Origin of the sequence: Streptomyces sp. NPDC048248, assembly GCF_043201875.1 — a bacterium.
Taxonomy (GTDB): domain Bacteria; phylum Actinomycetota; class Actinomycetes; order Streptomycetales; family Streptomycetaceae; genus Streptomyces.
In genome coordinates, this window is sequence record NZ_JBICZL010000006.1 from 396005 (window position 1) to 412400 (window position 16396).

Annotated in this window: 15 protein-coding genes; 3 read left to right on the forward strand and 12 right to left on the reverse strand. The window is 72.6% G+C overall.

What is annotated here, in order from left to right:
* Positions 1 to 41: 41 nt before the first annotated feature.
* The 10 genes from ACGFZW_RS15320 to ACGFZW_RS15365 form a co-directional block, all read right to left on the reverse strand.
* Entirely contained in the window at positions 42 to 1382 is a 1341-nt protein-coding gene (locus ACGFZW_RS15320) for a sulfate adenylyltransferase subunit 1 (protein ID WP_393893577.1), read from the reverse strand.
* Between the two features lie 2 nt (positions 1383 to 1384).
* The gene (cysD, locus tag ACGFZW_RS15325; RefSeq protein ID WP_393893578.1) at positions 1385 to 2338 is read right to left on the reverse strand and encodes a sulfate adenylyltransferase subunit CysD; all 954 of its coding nucleotides are present in this window, start codon (positions 2336 to 2338) and stop codon (positions 1385 to 1387) included.
* Complete coding sequence (gene cysC, locus ACGFZW_RS15330; protein ID WP_393893579.1) at positions 2335 to 2868, reverse strand: adenylyl-sulfate kinase; 534 nt, start codon at positions 2866 to 2868, stop codon at positions 2335 to 2337. Before cysC ends, cysD begins: the two co-directional genes overlap by 4 nt.
* Before the next feature lie 68 nt (positions 2869 to 2936).
* Complete coding sequence (locus tag ACGFZW_RS15335) at positions 2937 to 3626, reverse strand: phosphoadenylyl-sulfate reductase (RefSeq protein ID WP_393893580.1); 690 nt, start codon at positions 3624 to 3626, stop codon at positions 2937 to 2939.
* On the reverse strand, positions 3623 to 3805 hold the full coding sequence (locus ACGFZW_RS15340; RefSeq protein ID WP_393893581.1) for a hypothetical protein: 183 nt from the start codon (positions 3803 to 3805) through the stop codon (positions 3623 to 3625). Before ACGFZW_RS15340 ends, ACGFZW_RS15335 begins: the two co-directional genes overlap by 4 nt.
* Positions 3802 to 5499 carry a nitrite/sulfite reductase gene (locus ACGFZW_RS15345; RefSeq protein ID WP_393893582.1) on the reverse strand — a complete coding sequence of 566 codons (1698 nt, stop codon included), beginning with the start codon at positions 5497 to 5499 and terminating at the stop codon, positions 3802 to 3804. Before ACGFZW_RS15345 ends, ACGFZW_RS15340 begins: the two co-directional genes overlap by 4 nt.
* 179 nt (positions 5500 to 5678) lie before the next feature.
* Positions 5679 to 5762, reverse strand: a complete 84-nt coding sequence (locus ACGFZW_RS15350) for a putative leader peptide (RefSeq protein ID WP_332328088.1) — start codon at positions 5760 to 5762, stop codon at positions 5679 to 5681.
* Between the two features lie 92 nt (positions 5763 to 5854).
* Positions 5855 to 6448 carry a GNAT family N-acetyltransferase gene (locus ACGFZW_RS15355; protein WP_393893583.1) on the reverse strand — a complete coding sequence of 198 codons (594 nt, stop codon included), beginning with the start codon at positions 6446 to 6448 and terminating at the stop codon, positions 5855 to 5857.
* 141 nt (positions 6449 to 6589) lie between these two features.
* Positions 6590 to 7258 carry a class F sortase gene (locus ACGFZW_RS15360; RefSeq protein WP_393893584.1) on the reverse strand — a complete coding sequence of 223 codons (669 nt, stop codon included), beginning with the start codon at positions 7256 to 7258 and terminating at the stop codon, positions 6590 to 6592.
* Positions 7259 to 7476: 218 nt separating this feature from the next.
* The gene (locus tag ACGFZW_RS15365; protein WP_393893585.1) at positions 7477 to 8769 is read right to left on the reverse strand and encodes a GAF domain-containing protein; all 1293 of its coding nucleotides are present in this window, start codon (positions 8767 to 8769) and stop codon (positions 7477 to 7479) included.
* Positions 8770 to 9035: 266 nt separating this feature from the next.
* On the opposite strand from ACGFZW_RS15365, the gene ACGFZW_RS15370 reads away from it, so the two are divergent.
* Positions 9036 to 9452 carry a hypothetical protein gene (locus ACGFZW_RS15370; protein WP_393893586.1) on the forward strand — a complete coding sequence of 139 codons (417 nt, stop codon included), beginning with the start codon at positions 9036 to 9038 and terminating at the stop codon, positions 9450 to 9452.
* A 130-nt stretch (positions 9453 to 9582) separates the two neighbouring features.
* Here the strand turns inward: ACGFZW_RS15370 and ACGFZW_RS15375 are convergent, their stop codons facing one another.
* Positions 9583 to 11226: an acyl-CoA dehydrogenase family protein gene (locus ACGFZW_RS15375; RefSeq protein ID WP_393893587.1), complete on the reverse strand. Its 1644-nt coding sequence runs from the start codon at positions 11224 to 11226 to the stop codon at positions 9583 to 9585.
* Positions 11227 to 11244: 18 nt separating this feature from the next.
* On the opposite strand from ACGFZW_RS15375, the gene ACGFZW_RS15380 reads away from it, so the two are divergent.
* Together ACGFZW_RS15380 and ACGFZW_RS15385 are read left to right on the forward strand one after the other, a co-directional pair.
* Positions 11245 to 12519, forward strand: a complete 1275-nt coding sequence (locus ACGFZW_RS15380; RefSeq protein ID WP_393893588.1) for a YihY/virulence factor BrkB family protein — start codon at positions 11245 to 11247, stop codon at positions 12517 to 12519.
* A 180-nt stretch (positions 12520 to 12699) separates the two neighbouring features.
* Positions 12700 to 14064: an MFS transporter gene (locus ACGFZW_RS15385; RefSeq protein ID WP_393893589.1), complete on the forward strand. Its 1365-nt coding sequence runs from the start codon at positions 12700 to 12702 to the stop codon at positions 14062 to 14064.
* A 444-nt stretch (positions 14065 to 14508) separates the two neighbouring features.
* On the opposite strand, the gene ACGFZW_RS15390 is transcribed toward ACGFZW_RS15385, so the two are convergent.
* Complete coding sequence (locus ACGFZW_RS15390; protein WP_393893590.1) at positions 14509 to 16197, reverse strand: IclR family transcriptional regulator C-terminal domain-containing protein; 1689 nt, start codon at positions 16195 to 16197, stop codon at positions 14509 to 14511.
* Positions 16198 to 16396 lie beyond the last annotated feature (199 nt).

Here is a 16396-nt window from a genome sequence, read left to right on the forward strand (position 1 = left end):
GCCCTCCTTCGCGAAGGTCGAGAATATGTCCTTGAGCATGATCAGAAGTCCCATCCCTCGTCGTCCGCCTCGGGCGCGGCGACCTCAGCGGCAGCCTCGGCGAAGGCGGTGCCCGCCATGCCGGCGGTCAGCGTCGTCCCGTCCGCCGGGTCGATCAGCAGGAAGGAGCCGGTGCGACGGGAGTCGGCGTAGGCGTCCAGGGCCAGCGGCTCGGCCGTGCGCACGACGATCCGGCCGATGTCGTTGGCGACCAGCTCGCCCGGTGCCGGGTGCTGCGAGAGGTCGTCCAGGGTCAGGCGGGACGGGATGTCCTTGACGATCGCCTTGACCGTGCGGGTGGTGTGCTTGAGCAGTACCCGGTCGCCGACCTTCAGCGGACGGTCCGCCACGTGGCAGATGGTCGCCTCGATGTCCTGCGTCGCACTCGGCGCCGAGGCGGTGGGGGCGATCAGGTCGCCGCGGGAGATGTCGAGGTCGTCGGCGAGCCGCACGGTCACCGACTGCGGCGCCCAGGCGACGTCCACAGCCTGGCCCAGTGCGTCGATCGCCTCGATGGTGCTCGTACGGCCGGAGGGCAGGACGGTCACGGCGTCGCCGACGCGCAGCACGCCGGAGGCGATCTGACCGGCGTAGCCGCGGTAGTCGGGGTGCTCCGCGGTCTGCGGGCGGATGACGTACTGGACCGGGAAGCGGCCGGGGTCGTCCGAGGGGTCGGCGACGACGGGCACGGTCTCCAGGTGCTCCAGCACGGTCGGGCCGCCGTACCAGTCCATGTTCGCGGACGCGGTCACGACGTTGTCCCCGGCCAGCGCGGAGATCGGGATGGCGGTGATCTCCGGGACGCCCAGCGACGCCGCGTAGGTGGTGAACTCTTCGGCGATGGCGGCGAAGACGGGCTCGGCGTAGTCGACGAGGTCCATCTTGTTGACGGCCAGCACCACGTGCGGGACGCGCAGCAGGGCGGCGACGGCGGCGTGCCGGCGGGTCTGCTCGACCACGCCGTTGCGGGCGTCGACCAGCACCACGGCCAGCTCTGCGGTGGAGGCGCCGGTGACCATGTTGCGCGTGTACTGCACATGCCCGGGGGTGTCGGCGAGGATGAAGCGGCGCCGCGGGGTGGCGAAGTAGCGGTAGGCCACGTCGATGGTGATGCCCTGCTCGCGCTCGGCGCGCAGCCCGTCGGTCAGCAGCGCCAGGTCGGGCGCCTCCTGTCCGCGGTTGCGGGAGGCGTGCTCGACGGCCTCCAGCTGGTCGGTGAGAACCGACTTGGAGTCGTGCAGCAGCCGACCGACCAGGGTCGACTTGCCGTCGTCGACGGAGCCGGCGGTGGCGAAACGCAGTAGCGAGGTGGCGCCCGCGTCAACGGTGTTGATCGTGGTCATGGTTAGAAGTACCCCTCGCGCTTACGGTCCTCCATGGCGGCCTCGGACATCTTGTCGTCGGCCCGGGTCGCGCCCCGCTCGGTGAGCCGGGAGGCGGCGATCTCCGTGATGACGGCCTCGATGGTGTCGGCGTCGGAGTCGACGGCACCGGTGCAGGACATGTCGCCGACGGTGCGGTAGCGCACCTGCCGGGTCTCCAGGCTCTCGCCGTCCTTCGGGCCGCCCCACTCACCGGGCGCCAGCCACATACCGCTGCGTGCGAAGACCTCACGCTCGTGGGCGTAGTAGATGGCGGGAAGTTCGATCTTCTCGCGGGCGATGTACTGCCACACGTCCAGCTCGGTCCAGTTGGAGAGCGGGAAGACGCGGACGTGCTCGCCCGGCGAGTGCTTGCCGTTGTAGAGCTGCCACAGCTCGGGCCGCTGCCGGCGCGGGTCCCAGCCGCCGAACTCGTCGCGCAGTGAGAAGACCCGCTCCTTGGCGCGCGCCTTCTCCTCGTCCCTGCGGCCGCCGCCGAAGACCGCGTCGAAGCGGTTCTTGTCGATGGCGTCCAGCAGCGGGACGGTCTGCAGCGGGTTACGGGTGCCGTCCGGACGCTCGCGCAGTTCACCGCGGTCGATGAAGTCCTGCACGGAGGCGACGTGCAGCCGCAGGCCGTGCCGCTCGACGGTGCGGTCGCGGTAGTCGAGGACCTCGGGGAAGTTGTGCCCGGTGTCGACGTGCAGCAGCGAGAACGGCACCGCGGCCGGCGCGAACGCCTTCAGCGCGAGGTGCAGCATGACGATGGAGTCCTTGCCGCCGGAGAAGAGAATCACCGGCCGCTCGAACTCGCCCGCGACCTCGCGGAAGATGTGGACACCCTCGGACTCCAGGGCGTCGAGGTGCGACAACGCGTAGGGGCTGTCGTCGCCCCCGGGGTCGCCGCCGGTCTGGTTCAGAACGGTCGCGGTCGTCACGCCAGTCCCCTTTCGACGAGCAGCGCGTGGAGCGCGGCTGCGGACTCCTGCACGGTCTGGGTGTGCGACTCGATGCGCAGGTCGGGCGATTCGGGCTGCTCGTAGGGGTCGTCCACACCGGTGAGACCGGAGATCTCACCGGCCGCCTGCTTGGCGTACAGCCCCTTGACATCCCGCTCGGAGCACACCTCGACCGGCGTGGCCACGTGCACCTCCAGATACGCGCTGCCCTCGGCCTGGTGGCGCTTGCGGACCGCCTCGCGGGAGTCGGCGTACGGCGCGATCACCGGCACCAGGGCGGTGACCCCGTTGCTCGCCAGCAGTTCGGCCACGAAGCCGATCCGCTGCACGTTGGTGTGCCGGTCGGCGCGGGTGAAGCCGAGGCCGGCGGAGAGGAACTCGCGGATCTCGTCGCCGTCCAGGACCTCGACCCGGCGGCCCTCGCCGCGCAGCCGCTCCGCCAGGGCGTGGGCGATCGTGGTCTTGCCCGCACTCGGCAGTCCGGTCAGCCACACCGTGGCGCCCGTCATCGATATCTCCTGAACATCCGCAGGGTCCTGAATTTCCCGGGTGCTCCGACGGCTCTGCAGGTCGGCCATCAGTGCAGCCCGCACTCGGTCTTGTTGCTGCCGGCCCACCGGCCGGCCCGTGCGTCCTGGCCCTCCAGCACCCGGCGGGTGCAGGGCGCGCAGCCGACGGAGGCGTAGCCGTCCATCAGCAGGGGGTTGGTGAGCACGCCGTGCTCGTTGACGTAGGCGTCCACGTCGTCCTGTGTCCAGCGGGCGATCGGCGAGATCTTGACCTTCTGGCGCTTGGCGTCCCAGCCGACGACCGGGGTGTTGGCGCGGGTCGGGGACTCGTCGCGGCGCAGCCCGGTCGCCCACGCGTCATACGCGGTCAGGCCCTCTTCGAGGGGCGCGACCTTGCGCAGCGCGCAGCACAGGTCCGGGTTGCGGTCGTGCAGCTTCGGGCCGTGCTCGGCGTCCTGCTCGGCCACGGACCGACGGGGCGTGAGGGTGATGACGTTGACGTCCATCACCTCCGCCACCGCGTCCCGGGTGCCGAGGGTCTCCGGGAAGTGGTAGCCGGTGTCGAGGAACACCACGTCCACGCCCGGGACGGCGCGTGCGGCGAGGTGGGCGACGACCGCGTCCTCCATGGAGGAGGTGACGCAGAAACGGCTGCCGAAGGTCTCGCCGGCCCAGGTGAGGATGTCGAGCGCGCTCGCGTCCTCCAGTTCACGTCCCGCGTGCTCGGCGAGCTGCGGCAGATCGGTGGCAGTGGTCACGACGCACCTCCATCGGGTGAAGTGGCGTTGGACAGGCCCTGCGAGAGCAGGCCGAGGAACTTCAGCCGGAACGCCCGGCTGCAGGCGCGGCATTCCCACGCCCCGTGCCCTTCTTCGGAAGGGCGCAGGTCCTCGTCCCCGCAATACGGGCAGTAGAACGGCGCGGCACGTTCGCTCACTTCAGTGCACCCTCTTCCGCGCGGGCCGCCCACGTGGCGAACCGCTCGCCGTCGGTGCGCTGCTCCTGGTAGTTGCGCAGCACCCGCTCGACGTAGTCGGGGAGTCCGTCGGCGGTGACCTTCAGACCGCGGACCTTGCGGCCGAAGCCGGGCTCCAGGCCCAGCGCGCCGCCCAGGTGCACCTGGTAGCCCTCGACCTGGTTGCCGTCGTCGTCCAGCACCAGCTGACCCTTGAGACCGATGTCCGCGGTCTGGATACGGGCGCAGGCGTTGGGGCAGCCGTTGAGGTTGATCGTGAGCGGCTCGTCGAACTCCGGCAGGCGGCGCTCCAGTTCGTCGATCAGGGCGGAGCCGCGGCCCTTGGTCTCGACGATGGCCAGCTTGCAGAACTCGATGCCGGTGCAGGCCATGGTGCCGCGCCGGAACGGCGAGGGGTTGACCTGGAAGTCCAGTGCCTCCAGGGCGGCGACCAGCGAGTCGACCTGGTCCTGCTCGACGTCGAGGATGATCATCTTCTGCTCGACGGTGGTCCGCAGCCGGTCCGAGCCGTGCCGGGAGGCCACTTCAGCGATCTTGGTGAGGGTGGCGCCGTCCACGCGGCCGACGCGCGGGGCGAAGCCCACGTAGAAGCGGCCGTCCTGCTGCTGGTGCACGCCGACGTGGTCACGCCAGCGCTGTACGGGCTCGGCCGGCGCCGGGCCGTCGACGAGCTTGCGCTCCAGGTACTCGTCCTCCAGCACCTGGCGGAACTTCTCCGGGCCCCAGTCGGCCATCAGGAACTTCAGGCGGGCGCGGGTGCGCAGCCGCCGGTAGCCGTAGTCACGGAAGATGCCGACCACACCGGCCCAGACATCGGCGACCTCGTCCAGCGGCACCCAGGTGCCCAGACGCTGCGCGAGCTTGGGGTTGGTTGACAGGCCGCCGCCGACCCAGAGGTCGAAGCCGGGGCCGTGCTCGGGGTGCTCGACGCCGACGAAGGCCACGTCGTTGATCTCGTGGACCACATCCTGGACGGGGGAGCCGGAGATCGCGGTCTTGAACTTGCGCGGCAGGTTGGAGAACTCCTTGCTGCCGATGTAGCGCTCGTGGATCTCGTCCACGGCCGGGGTGCCGTCGATGATCTCGTCGGCGGCGATACCGGCCACCGGGGAGCCGATGATCACACGCGGGCAGTCGCCGCACGCCTCGGTCGTGGACAGCCCCACGGCCTCCAGCTTCTCCCAGATGGCGGGCACGTCCTCGATGCGGATCCAGTGCAGCTGGATGTTCTGCCGGTCGGTGACGTCGGCGGTGCCGCGCGCGTACTGCTCGGAGACCTCGCCGATGGCGCGCAGCTGCGCCACGCTCAGCCGGCCTCCGTCGACGCGCACGCGCAGCATGAAGTACTTGTCCTCCAGCTCCTCCGGCTCCAGGATCGCGGTCTTGCCGCCGTCGATCCCGGGCTTGCGCTGGGTGTAGAGCCCCCACCAACGCATCCGGCCGCGCAGGTCGTTGGGGTCGATCGAGTCGAAGCCCCGCTTGGAGTAGATCGTCTCAATGCGTGTCCGCACATTGAGACCGTCGTCGTCCTTCTTGAACTGCTCATTGCCGTTGAGGGGCGTGTAGTGACCAACGGCCCACTGGCCCTCGCCGCGGTGGCGTCCGGCCTTGCGGCGGGTCGTGGCGGCGGCGGGTCGGTCCGGGGTGGCGGCCATGGGTGTACGTCCTTCTGGGCGGCTCAAGGGGTCCTGGCGTGGCGGGTGCACCCGCGATGACCTGTGCAGACACACCAAAGTGCGGCGCGCGGTAACGCGTCGGGGTGCCCTGCGGGGGTCGGGGTGTCAGCGCGTCCGCAGCGATGGGGACGGCGCAAGATACGGCGGTGCTGAGACTGTCAGCCCGCCGGACAGATGGCGCTGGACATGCGGCCGAGGTCGACGTGTCGCCGACTCACCAAGACAATTCCAGCTCTGGACATGACGGAAGCGTGTCACGAGGCTCTCCGGCCAGTCCACCGTCATCCAGGATTTGGACACCATGGTCCCGGATAGTGAGACGGTGTGGTGCTGATCACTCCGCGATGGCGTGTGTGACCGGGCCGGCGCCCGGCCAGGGGCCCGGAGTCTGTACGTCGGGCTCCTCGGCCAGCGTCGTGTCGTACAGGCGGAAGCCGCGCCGCTCGTAGTTGGCAAGGGCGTGCGGGCCGTCCTTGCTGCAGGTGTGTACCCACACCCGCCGCGTCGGCGCGCGCTCCGGCCACCGTTCGGCGAGGTCCCACGCCCGCGCCGTCCCCTGGGCGAGCAGGTGGCCGCCGATCCGGCGACCGCGGAAGGCCGGCAGGAGGCCGAAGTAGCTGATCTCCACCACGCCCTCGGGGTGGGCGTCCAGCTCGATGAACCCGGCCGGGGTGCCGCGCTCGTATGCCACCCAGGTCTCCACGCCCGGCCGCCCCAGGAAATCCGCCCACTGCGCGTACGGCCAGGGCAGCCGGTCGGTCCATCGGACGTCCCCGCCGACCGCCGTGTAGAGGAAGCGGCTGAATTCGGGCGACGGCGTCTCGGCCCTGACGATACGGACATCCTGCTCCGCGGACGGAGCCTTGGCGGGGACGAGATCCGCGCCGGAGGTCTGCTTGAGGTACCAGGTGGTGACCGGGGTGCTCATGTGCTCAGCACACCACACGGGTGTCACGGGCCGGTACCCCGCCCGATCAGTGAGACAGGCGGCTCGTGGGTGCTGGGCGCGACCGACCGGACGGGGGCGAGGAGGCGCGGGCCGCCGCTGGCCCGCCGGGCGGACGGCCCTCTAGGAGACCGCCGTCATCCGCGCGAAGACCACCACATTGCCCGCGTAGCCCGCGTTCGCGGAGTAGCCGCCTCCACAGGTGAGTACGCGCAGCTCAGGGCGCCCGGTGCTGCCGTAGACCTCCTCGGTGGGGAAGGCGTCCTTGGCGAAGACCCGGACCCCGTAGACCTCGAAGGTCGCGGTGCGGCCGTCCTTGCGGGTCACCCGGACCAGGTGGCCCTTCTTCAGGGCGCCCAGACCGTAGAAGACCGCGGGTCCGCTGAAATTGTCGACATGCCCGACGATGACGGCCGTGCCGTTCTCACCCGGCGCCGGGCCGCCCCGGTACCAGCCCGCCAGGTTGGGGTCCTCCGCGGGCGGGGCGGCGACCCAACCGTCCTTGTCCAGGCCCAGGGGGACCATCGGGGCGGACACCTTGATCGCGGGGATGGCCACCCGGGCGGCGGCGGAGTGCGGCAGGGGTGGAGGGCCGGAGCCGTCGCGGGGGCCGACGGCGGGGGAGAGGGAGGCGGCGGCGCCGCCCGGCTGGGGCGGACCGTCGGCCTGGTCCGACAGTCCGTAACGCACCATGGCGAAGCCGGTCAGGCCGACCAGCGCGAGCACACCCCAGTTGGGGCGGCGCGGGGCGGCCGGCGCGTGCCGCTCCTCCGGCGGGCCCGTCAGGCTCATCGCATTCCTCCCGTGATCGCGCGCCCCCTGCGCGTACGGATCGCAGTCGGCACGCTAGGCGTGCGCCGGTGCGGCTGCGACAGCAGACGGCTGAACGGGTGGGGCCGCCGGCGGCCGGGGGCTGCCCCCGCGGCCGGACCGGTCCCGGCCGCTCCACATCACGGAACGCCGGTCCATCTGCTGGGACGGCGGAGCGGCACCCGAAGAGCCGCAGCCCCTCAAGCCCGTCGGGCCGCCATCACCGCGGGCGCCGTCGACTGCGGCAGCAGCCGGCCGGGCAGGGAAGGCAGCCGCAGCTCCACCTCCACCCCGTCCGCGAAGCGGTACGGCCGGTGGGACAGAACCCCTGCGAGATGCCGGCGCAGCCGCGACAGCTCGGCGCGCACCGTGACCGCGCGACCTCCGTCGCCGAACAGGTCCCGGGCGAGTTCCGCGGCGCTGCGCCCCTCCGGATGCGCGGCGAGGACGAACAGCAACTCGGCGTGGCGCGGGGTCAGTTCGTGCGACCAGTCGCCCATGGGGCCGCTGACGGTGAGCGTCGTGCCGTCCCGGCCGCTGAGGTCCAGCAGGACCCGCCCGGGCCCCGGGGGCGGTTCCTGCTGCGGGCCGATCCGGATCAGCCAGCCGCCCGGCAGCGGCTCCAGCGCGCACATGCCGTAGCGCGGCAGCCACAGCGGTCCCGCTTCCGGCGCCTTCGGCAGCGCCACCCTGTCCGGCGGGGTGATACCGGTGACGCCCGCGACCCAGCCATGGGGGTCGACGGCCAGTGCCCGCCCGCCGAGCCGTGCCAGCACCGGCGCCGCGCTCGACCGCAGCCGCTCCAGGGAGCCGTGGTGCCGGGTGCGCAGCTCGCCCTCGGCCAGGCGGGCGACGGCGGAGACCAGCGGCAGCGTCGTGGGGTGGAAGGACGGCGCCGGGCCGCTGACGTCGACGGTACCCAGCAGGCGCCCGTCGCGCGGGTCGTGCAGCGGTGCGGCGGCGCATGTCCACTGGTGGTGGCTGCGCACGAAGTGCTCGGCCGAATGCACCAGCACGGGGCGCCGGGCCACCAGCGCGGTGCCGATGGCGTTGGTGCCGACGACGCCCTCCGTCCAGTCGGCGCCCTTGCCGAAGCCGAGCCGGTCGGCCATCCGCCGGATCGGCGCGCACCCCTCGCGCCACAGCACCCGCCCCTCGGCGTCGGTGACGACCATGATCTGCTGCGCGGCGTGGGCGGCCGCGAGCAGCCCGTCGTGCAGGACCGGCAGCACTGCCGTGAGCTGGGAATTGTGCCGCCGGTGCTCCAGCTCGGCCACGGAGAGGGGTTGCTGATCGGCGTCGCGCTCGGGGTCCACCCCGGATCCCAGCGCCCGCAGCCAGGACTCGCCGATGAGCGGGCGCGGCGCGTCGGACGGCGGGTCGAGCGGGGAGGCGCCCGAGAGCGCGGCCTCCCGTACCGAGGCGATGCGACGAGCGGTTTCGCGGATCTCCTGGGCCGACCAGATGGCGCTGTCGATCGGTCTGTCCCTCACGCTGCTCTCCGTTGCGCGCTGTCGCCTTCGTCGTGCCCATCGTGCCGTCACCAGGTGTTCTCCGGTGGGCCAATGCGTAGATCCGGTGCAACGAAATGCAACCGTTGTGGCCTATGACGCACCGGGGGAATCTGGTGCGAGCGGCCGGTGTCGGCCCGATGTCGGTGGTGTCGCCGGTCATCTGCCGTGGATCGACGCGCACGGGGCGCGCCGGGGATCGCGTCCGTCGCGTGGTTCGTCGGCACGGCGCACGAGGGGGGAGCTCAATGGTGGCCACCGCGCCGCGTGTCGTGGTGATCGGCGCGCAGGAAGGAGTGCGCCTCGCCCGCGCCGCCCGCCTGGCCGGCCACTACGGCCTTCCCCGTATCGCGGCGGTCGACGTGCTGGCCGGACGTCAGCCGCTGCCCGTGGACGGTTACGTCATCGACGGCGCCCCGCGGCTGCTGGACCGGGTGGCCGGCGTCGGCGGTCTGCTGCCCGCGCTGGCCTTCGCCGACATCGTGGTGCATCTGCGGGATGCCGGCAGCGGCGAAGGGCAGGAGGCCACCCGCGTCCTGGGCTACTACGAGGCCCGCGGCGTCCTGGTCGGCTTCCGGACGGAGACGCCCGTGAGCAACATCATCGTGGCCGTCGAGGCGGCGCTGCGCGGACGTACCGCCGCGGATCCGCCGCGATGGCCCTGAGACCGGGAGCGGCGCCGAGTCGGCGCGGCACCGCTCCCTGACCGGTGCGGCGGCGGTAACCCCTGTCCCCGTCCCCCTGAGGGGCGGGGAGCTGCCGCCGCACCGGTACCCCCGCGGCCCCCCGTCGCGGTCAGCCCTCGACGACCGGCCGGGCCCGCTCCACGACCGCCGCGAGATCCAACGTGTGCGGCAGGGTCCCGAACGCGGCTCCCGCGTCACCGCCGAGCCGGGACGCGCAGAACGCGTCGGCGACCTCGGCCGGCGCGAAGCGCACCAGCAAGGAGCCCTGGAGCACCGTCGCCATCCGCTCCACCACCCGACGGGCCCGCGCCTCGATCCCTTCCAGATCGGCCAGTTCGGTCAGCAGTCCCTTGATTCCGCGATCCAGCCGGTGGTCCGCGCCCCGGGCCGTGCCGATCTCCGTCAGGAAGGCGTTCAGCGCGGCGGGCTCCCGCTGCAGCGCCCGCAGGACATCGAGGGCCTGGACGTTTCCCGAGCCCTCCCAGATCGAGTTCAGCGGCGCCTCGCGCAGCAGCCGCGGCATCCCCGACTCCTCGACATAGCCGTTGCCGCCCAGGCACTCCAGCGCCTCGGCGGCCAGCGACGCGCACCGCTTGGTCACCCAGTACTTGGCGGCCGGCACGGCGAGCCGCAGAAAGTTCCGGTCCTGCTCGCCGCCCCCGTCGTACGCCGCCGCCAGCCGCAGTGCGAGGGTCGTCGCCGCCTCCGACTCCAGCGCCAGGTCCGCCAGCACATTGCGCATCAGCGGCTTGTCGATCAGGGGGCCGCCGAACGCTTCCCGGTACGTGGTGTGGTGCACCGCCTGCGCGACCGCCTGCCGCATCACCGCGGCCGCCCCGGTGACACAGTCGAGCCGGGTCGCGGCGACCATCTCGATGATCGTCGCCACCCCGCGCCCTTCCTCGCCGACCCGGCGCGCCCAGCTCCGCCCGTCGAACTCGATCTCGGCGGAGGCGTTGGAGCGGTTGCCGAGCTTGTCCTTGAGCCGCTGGATCCGGAAGGAGTTACGGGTGCCGTCCGGCAGCACCCGGGGCAGCAGGAAGCAGGTGAGCCCTCCCGGCGCCTGGGCGAGCACCAGGAAGATGTCCGACATCGGCGCCGAGCAGAACCACTTGTGCCCGGTCAGGGTGTACTCACCGGGCGCCGCGAGCGGCTCGGCACGGGTGGTGTTGGCCCGTACGTCGCTGCCGCCCTGCTTCTCCGTCATCGCCATTCCGGCCAGCACGCCCGTCTTCTCGGCGGGCGGCCGCAGTTCCTGCTCGTACACCCGGGAGGTCAGCCTCGGCTCCCACTCGGCCGCCAGCTCGGGGTCGGTGCGCAGGGCGGGGACGGCCGCGTGGGTCATCGACACCGGGCAGCCGTGCCCCGCCTCGGCCTGGGACCACACCAGGAAACCCGCGGTACGACGGACGTGGCCGTCCGGCCGGGCCCACGCGGCGGTGAGGCCGTTGGTGACGGCGTGGCCCAGCAGCCGGTGCCAGGCCGGATGGAACTCCACCGCGTCGATGCGGTGACCGTAGCGGTCGTGGGTGTGCAGGACGGGGGGATGGGAGTTGGCCTGCTCGCCCCACTGCTGCGCGTGCGCGGAGCCGGCGGCCTGCCCGAGGGTGCGCAATTCGCCCCGCACCTCATCGAGGCGGGCGTCGGCGACATACCGGGCGACGCCCTCGGTGAGCGCCTTGTCGGACGTGAAGACGTCATATCCGACCAGCGGCGGGGGCTGGTTGGTGACCGTGTGAGTGGTGGCTGCCATGGCAGCTACGGTAAGGAGGTGCAGCCGGCAAACGAACCAACCGAGCGGCCCGCGGGCCGTTTGACCAGGGCCCGCGTCCTCTACCGCAACGTCTCCAAGCGTCGGCTGGCCTGGTTGCTGCTCAAGGACACGGTCAACTCCTGCATGCAGTACCGCGTCACCGGCCTGGCCGCCGAGGCCGCGTTCTTCTGCCTGCTGTCGCTGCCGCCGCTGCTGCTCGGGCTCATCGGCCTGCTGGGCTACATGGAGCCGTGGATCGGCCACGACACCATCGACACCATCCGGCAGAACATCCTCGGCGCCTCCGCCACCGTGCTGTCCGACAAGGGCGTGGCGGAGATCGCCGGGCCGCTGCTGGACGATGTCTTCACCGGCCGCCGTCCGGACGTCATCTCCCTCGGCTTCGCCATCGCCCTGTGGTCCGGCTCCCGGGCGCTGAACGTCTTCGTCGACACCATCACGATCATGTACGGCCTGGACGGCCGGCGCGGCATCGTCAGGACCCGCCTGCTGGCCTTCGTGCTCTACCTCGCCGCGCTCGTCGTCGGCGCGATCGCGCTGCCGCTGATGGTCGCGGGGCCCGACACGGTCGTCAGCTGGATGCCGGCGAGCGAGGGCATCATCAGGGCGCTGTACTGGCCGGTGGTGCTGATCCTCTCGGTCGCCTTCCTCACCACGCTGTATCACGTGTCGGTGCCGGTCCGTTCGCCCTGGCCGGAGGACATTCCGGGTGCGGTGGCAGCGCTCGGCATGTGGGTGCTCGGCAGCTTCCTCCTGCGGATCTACCTCACCGAGACGGTCGAGGGGCCGACGGTTTACGGGTCGCTGGCCGCGCCGGTCGCCGTCCTGCTGTGGATCGGGGTCTCCGCCTTCGCGGTGCTCGTGGGGGCGGCGATGAACGCGGCGCTCGACCGGGTCTGGCCGTCCGTGGCCACGGCGGCCGGGCGGGCGGAGAAGCAGCGCCGGGTACGGGAGCAGGCGGCGAAGCGGGCGGCGGCGGACGCGGAGTCGGCGGGGGAGCCCGGCGTGGGGGAGTGGGGCGCGGGGCTCGCGGGGGCTCATGAGAGCGACGGGATGTACGGGGACGGCGGGGGCGACGGGGCCGAACGGGATCGCGCGGGCGACGGGGGCGGGGCCCGTGGTGATGCGGGGCGCGGACCCGATGGCGCGGGCGACTGCGGGGGTGGCGGTGGAGCCGAGCCGCCGTCCGAATACCCCGAGCGCTGGGCGCAGTTCCTGCCGCCCGGAGATGTGCGAGCCCGGCTGCACCCGCAGCGCCGCCACGGCGACTGAGCCGAGCTGAGCGCGGCGGCCGGGAGGCGGGCCGCCGGTACGCGGCGTGCGCGAGCCATTGACAGCCCCGGGACTCGGGCAGATGATCCTTGCCATTATCGCGCGAACGAAAGTTCACCACGCGAACATCTCGTGGAATTTCCGCGCTCTCCGCCGGGTCATCGCGAATCCGAGGTCTCCATGTCCCACACCGGTCACCCACCGCCCACCGGCACCGCGACCGTCTCCGGCCGCCGCCACACCTTCCGCTCCGTCGCGCCGGTCCTGGCGCTGTGCTGGCTCGCCGTCTTCTTCGACGGCATGGACGTCAATGTCTACGGCGCCGTCATGCCGCACATGCTCGACGACCCGGGGCTCGGCCTCACCCCCGGCGCGGCCGGCACGATCGGCAGCTGGACCACCTTCGGCATGCTGATCGGCGCCCTCGGCACCGGCACCCTGACCGACTGGCTCGGGCACCGCCCGGTGCTCGTCGCCAGCGTGCTGCTGTTCTCCGGCGGGTCCGCGGTCTGCGCTCTGGCCGGCTCGCCCGGCCTCTTCGGCGCCGGGCGGTTCGTCGCCGGGCTGGGCCTCGGCGGCCTGATGCCGATCTGCCTGTCCATGGTGATGGAGTTCGCGCCGCCGCGCCGGGCCGCGCTGGCCACCGGGCTGCTGATGACCTCGTATCACGCGGGTGGCATGTTCGCGACGGGTCTGGGGCTGACGCTCGCCCCGGCCCTCGGCTGGCGCTGGGTGTTCTGGGCAGGCGTGCTCCCCGCCGTCGTCGCCGCGCCGCTCCTCCTGCGATCGCTGCCCGAATCCCCCGGCGTGCTGCTCGCCAAGGGCCGTACCGCCGAGGCGGCGGCCGTCGCCGACCGCTACGGCATGGCCCGCCCCGTCCCCGCCGACGCTCCCACCCAGGGGGCGAAGGGCCGCCTCGACGCGGTCCGCGCACTCTTCCGCCCCGGAGCCCGCTGGGCCACGCCGCTGCTGTGGCTCGCCTCCTTCTGCGGCCTGCTCCTGGTGTACGGCGTGAGCACCTGGCTTCCGCAGATGATGCGGGCCTCCGGCTACGGCCTGACGTCCTCGGTGAGCTTCCTGCTCATCATCAACGCGGGCGGCATCGTGGGCATGCTCGTGGCCGGCCGCACCGCCGACCGCTTCGGTCCCGTCAAGGTCTCCGCCCTCTGGTTCCTGCTCACCGCCGCGGGTGCGCTGCTCCTGGGCGCGCGACTGCCGCTGGGGCTCACCTACGTGGTCGTGGCGATCACCGGTGTCTGGCTCTTCAGCGCGCAGGTGATGGTGTACGCGGCGGCCGACCGGGTCTATCCGGCCGCCGAACGGGCCACCGGAATCGGCTGGGTGACCGGCATCGGCCGCACCGGCGCGGTGGTCGGCCCCTGGCTGGGTGGCACTCTGGCCGCCCAGGGGAACGACCAACTGGGCTTCACCGCTTTCGCGTTGGCCGGCCTGCTCGGCGCTCTGGCCATCAGCCTGGTGCCACTCGCCCGGCGCAACGGCCGCACGGCACCCGCGGCGCCCGCGGCCGTCGGCACCGAGCCCTGAGGCTGCGCGGGACGGGCGGGGGCGCGGATTCGTTGGAGGCTGTCGCGTAGGCCGGCGCCCCCCTGAGCGCGCCACCCGGCCCGCGGGAGTGCGGAGGAGGCCGAGCCCTTGCCGTCCGGTTGCCGACCGGTTGGCGAGCGGTTGGTGGTCGGCCCGAACCGGCCCGCCCGGAAGCCGGGTTGTGGACGCTCGGCAGGCCGTCGCGTCGGCCCGGCATGCTCCTGTGCCGAGGGTTGGCGGCCTTGTCCCCATTGAGCTTTGGGGGCGACCGGACCGGCGTGGACCGCCCGGGCGCGTGTGCCATGCCCTTGCGGGCCGCCGCGTCGACCGATACGCCGCCCACTGCGGCGCCCGCCCTCCGGTGGCAAGGCGCCCTCAGGCGTCACGGACGGGGCCGTGCCACCCGGGGCGGCCCGGAGTTCTGGCCCCTCCCCATGGATGGGGTCAGTGGGCGGGGATGCGGGCGTAGCGGCCGGCGATCCGCAGGTCCGCCTCGATGTCGGCGGCGGCTTCACGCAAGGCGGGCAGGAGGGATTCCCGGGCCTCGTCAGCCGTGCAACGACCCGCGTGGGTCGAGACGTTGACGGCGGCGACGACCCGGCCGGTGCGGTCGTGCACGGGTACGGCGATCGAGCGCAGCCCTTCCTCCAACTCCTGGTCCACCAGGGCGTATCCCTCGTCACGTACCTGTTCCAGGAGGGCGCCGAGCCGCTCGGGATCGGTGACGGTGTGCCGGGTGAGCGGCTCGAGGTCGGTGAGGGCGAGCCGTGCGGACCGCTCCTCCGGTGACAGGCCGGCGAGCAGGACCCGGCCCATCGACGTCGGGTACGCGGGAAAGCGGGTGCCCAGGGTGATGTTGACGCTCATGATGCGGACGGTGGGCACCCGGGCCACGTACTGGATGTCGTCGCCGGACAGGATCGCCATCGAGGCGGAGTCGTGCACCCGCTCGACCAGCGCGGCCAGATGGGGTTGCGCGATGGCGGGCAGGGTCAGCCCGGAGAGGTGCGCGAAACCCAGTTCCAGCACCTTCGGCGTCGGGCGGAAGAGCTTGCCGTCGGTGGCGATGTAGCCGAGGTGCTCCAGGGTGATCAGGGCCCGGCGGGCGGTGGCGCGGGCCAGGCCGGTGGCCTCCGCCACGGCGGTGAGCGTGAGGTCGGCGCGGCCCGTGCCGAACGCGGTGAGGGTGATCAGCCCGCGGGCCATCGATTCGACGAACTCCGGTCCCAACTCCTGCTTGGATGCCTGCATCCAGGCCGCGGGGGCCGGCCCCGGCGGGTCGCCGGCGTCCTGCTCCGCGGTGGCGGGCGCGCTCAGGGCGTACTCCATCGCGGCCACCGTCTCCCGCAACCGCGGCAGTACGGCGTCCCGTAGCTCCTGCGCGCTCAGCCGGCTGGTGTGGCTGACCGCGCTCAGCGCGCAGACCGTGCGCCCCGACGGGTCGCGGACCGGTACGGCCACGGCGACCAGGCCCGGTTCGATCAGCTCGTCGTCCAGGGACCAGCCGGCCGTGCGGGCGGCGGCCACCCGGTCCTCGAAGTCGGTTCCCGGGTCCACCCCGGCGGGCCGGCCGTCACCGCGCGGCGGCACGGCGGGAAAGCGGGCGTCCGTCGGGTCGGCGGCGCGGCGCGACCGCCAGCGTTCCCAGTCCCGCGCGGTCCACCGGTCGGCGAACAGCGCGCCGGGCGCGCCCCGTTCGGCGGGCAGCAGATCGCCGATGCGGAAGGCGAGGGACATCGCGCGCCGGCGGGTCGCCTGGTGCACGAAGCGCACCCCGTCGCCGTCCGGTACAGCCAGCGAGACGGACTCGTCGAGCTCGTCCGCCAGCCGGTCGGCGAGCGGCCCGAGCCGGTCGGGCAGCTCGGAGGCGGCGAGATACGCATTGCCGAGCTCCAGCAGGCGCGGTGCGAGCACCGCGTCCCGGCCCTCGGTCCGTAGGTAACCGAGGCGGTCGAGGGTGCTCAGCACGCGGTCGACGGTGGACCGCGCGAGGCCGGTGTCGCGGACGAGGTCCCCCACGGCCCGGCGGCCGCCGGCGGCCGCCAGCTCCCGCAGAACGGCCAGGCTGCGCATCAGCGGCCCGACCGCCTCCGTTGGCGGTGGCGGCGGGGCGAGGGGGGCGGGGTGGGTCATGAGCTCTCCACTGGTGCGGCGATCTGGTCGGAACCGTACCCGGCGGACCGTTGACAGAGCCGGGACCGGGGTTCAAACTCAGGGCAGCTCAATTATGAACTTAAGTTCACCACGCGAACAAGTTCGTGGACAAGAGCAGTGCGAACAAGAGCGCAGCGCGACCCGCGCACCCCGAGCACTTCACCAAGGGGCGGTCCTC

Coding starts and splice junctions, on each gene's coding strand:
- ACGFZW_RS15355 (WP_393893583.1), bottom strand. CDS start 6,448: ATGAGCACCCCGGTCACCACCTGGTACCTCAAGCAGACCTCCGGCGCG.
- ACGFZW_RS15390 (WP_393893590.1), bottom strand. CDS start 16,197: ATGACCCACCCCGCCCCCCTCGCCCCGCCGCCACCGCCAACGGAGGCG.
- ACGFZW_RS15345 (WP_393893582.1), bottom strand. CDS start 5,499: ATGGCCGCCACCCCGGACCGACCCGCCGCCGCCACGACCCGCCGCAAG.
- ACGFZW_RS15320 (WP_393893577.1), bottom strand. CDS start 1,382: ATGACCACGATCAACACCGTTGACGCGGGCGCCACCTCGCTACTGCGT.
- ACGFZW_RS15370 (WP_393893586.1), top strand. CDS start 9,036: ATGGTGGCCACCGCGCCGCGTGTCGTGGTGATCGGCGCGCAGGAAGGA.
- cysC (WP_393893579.1), bottom strand. CDS start 2,868: ATGACGGGCGCCACGGTGTGGCTGACCGGACTGCCGAGTGCGGGCAAG.
- ACGFZW_RS15385 (WP_393893589.1), top strand. CDS start 12,700: ATGTCCCACACCGGTCACCCACCGCCCACCGGCACCGCGACCGTCTCC.
- ACGFZW_RS15350 (WP_332328088.1), bottom strand. CDS start 5,762: ATGTCCAGAGCTGGAATTGTCTTGGTGAGTCGGCGACACGTCGACCTC.
- ACGFZW_RS15360 (WP_393893584.1), bottom strand. CDS start 7,258: ATGAGCCTGACGGGCCCGCCGGAGGAGCGGCACGCGCCGGCCGCCCCG.
- ACGFZW_RS15375 (WP_393893587.1), bottom strand. CDS start 11,226: ATGGCAGCCACCACTCACACGGTCACCAACCAGCCCCCGCCGCTGGTC.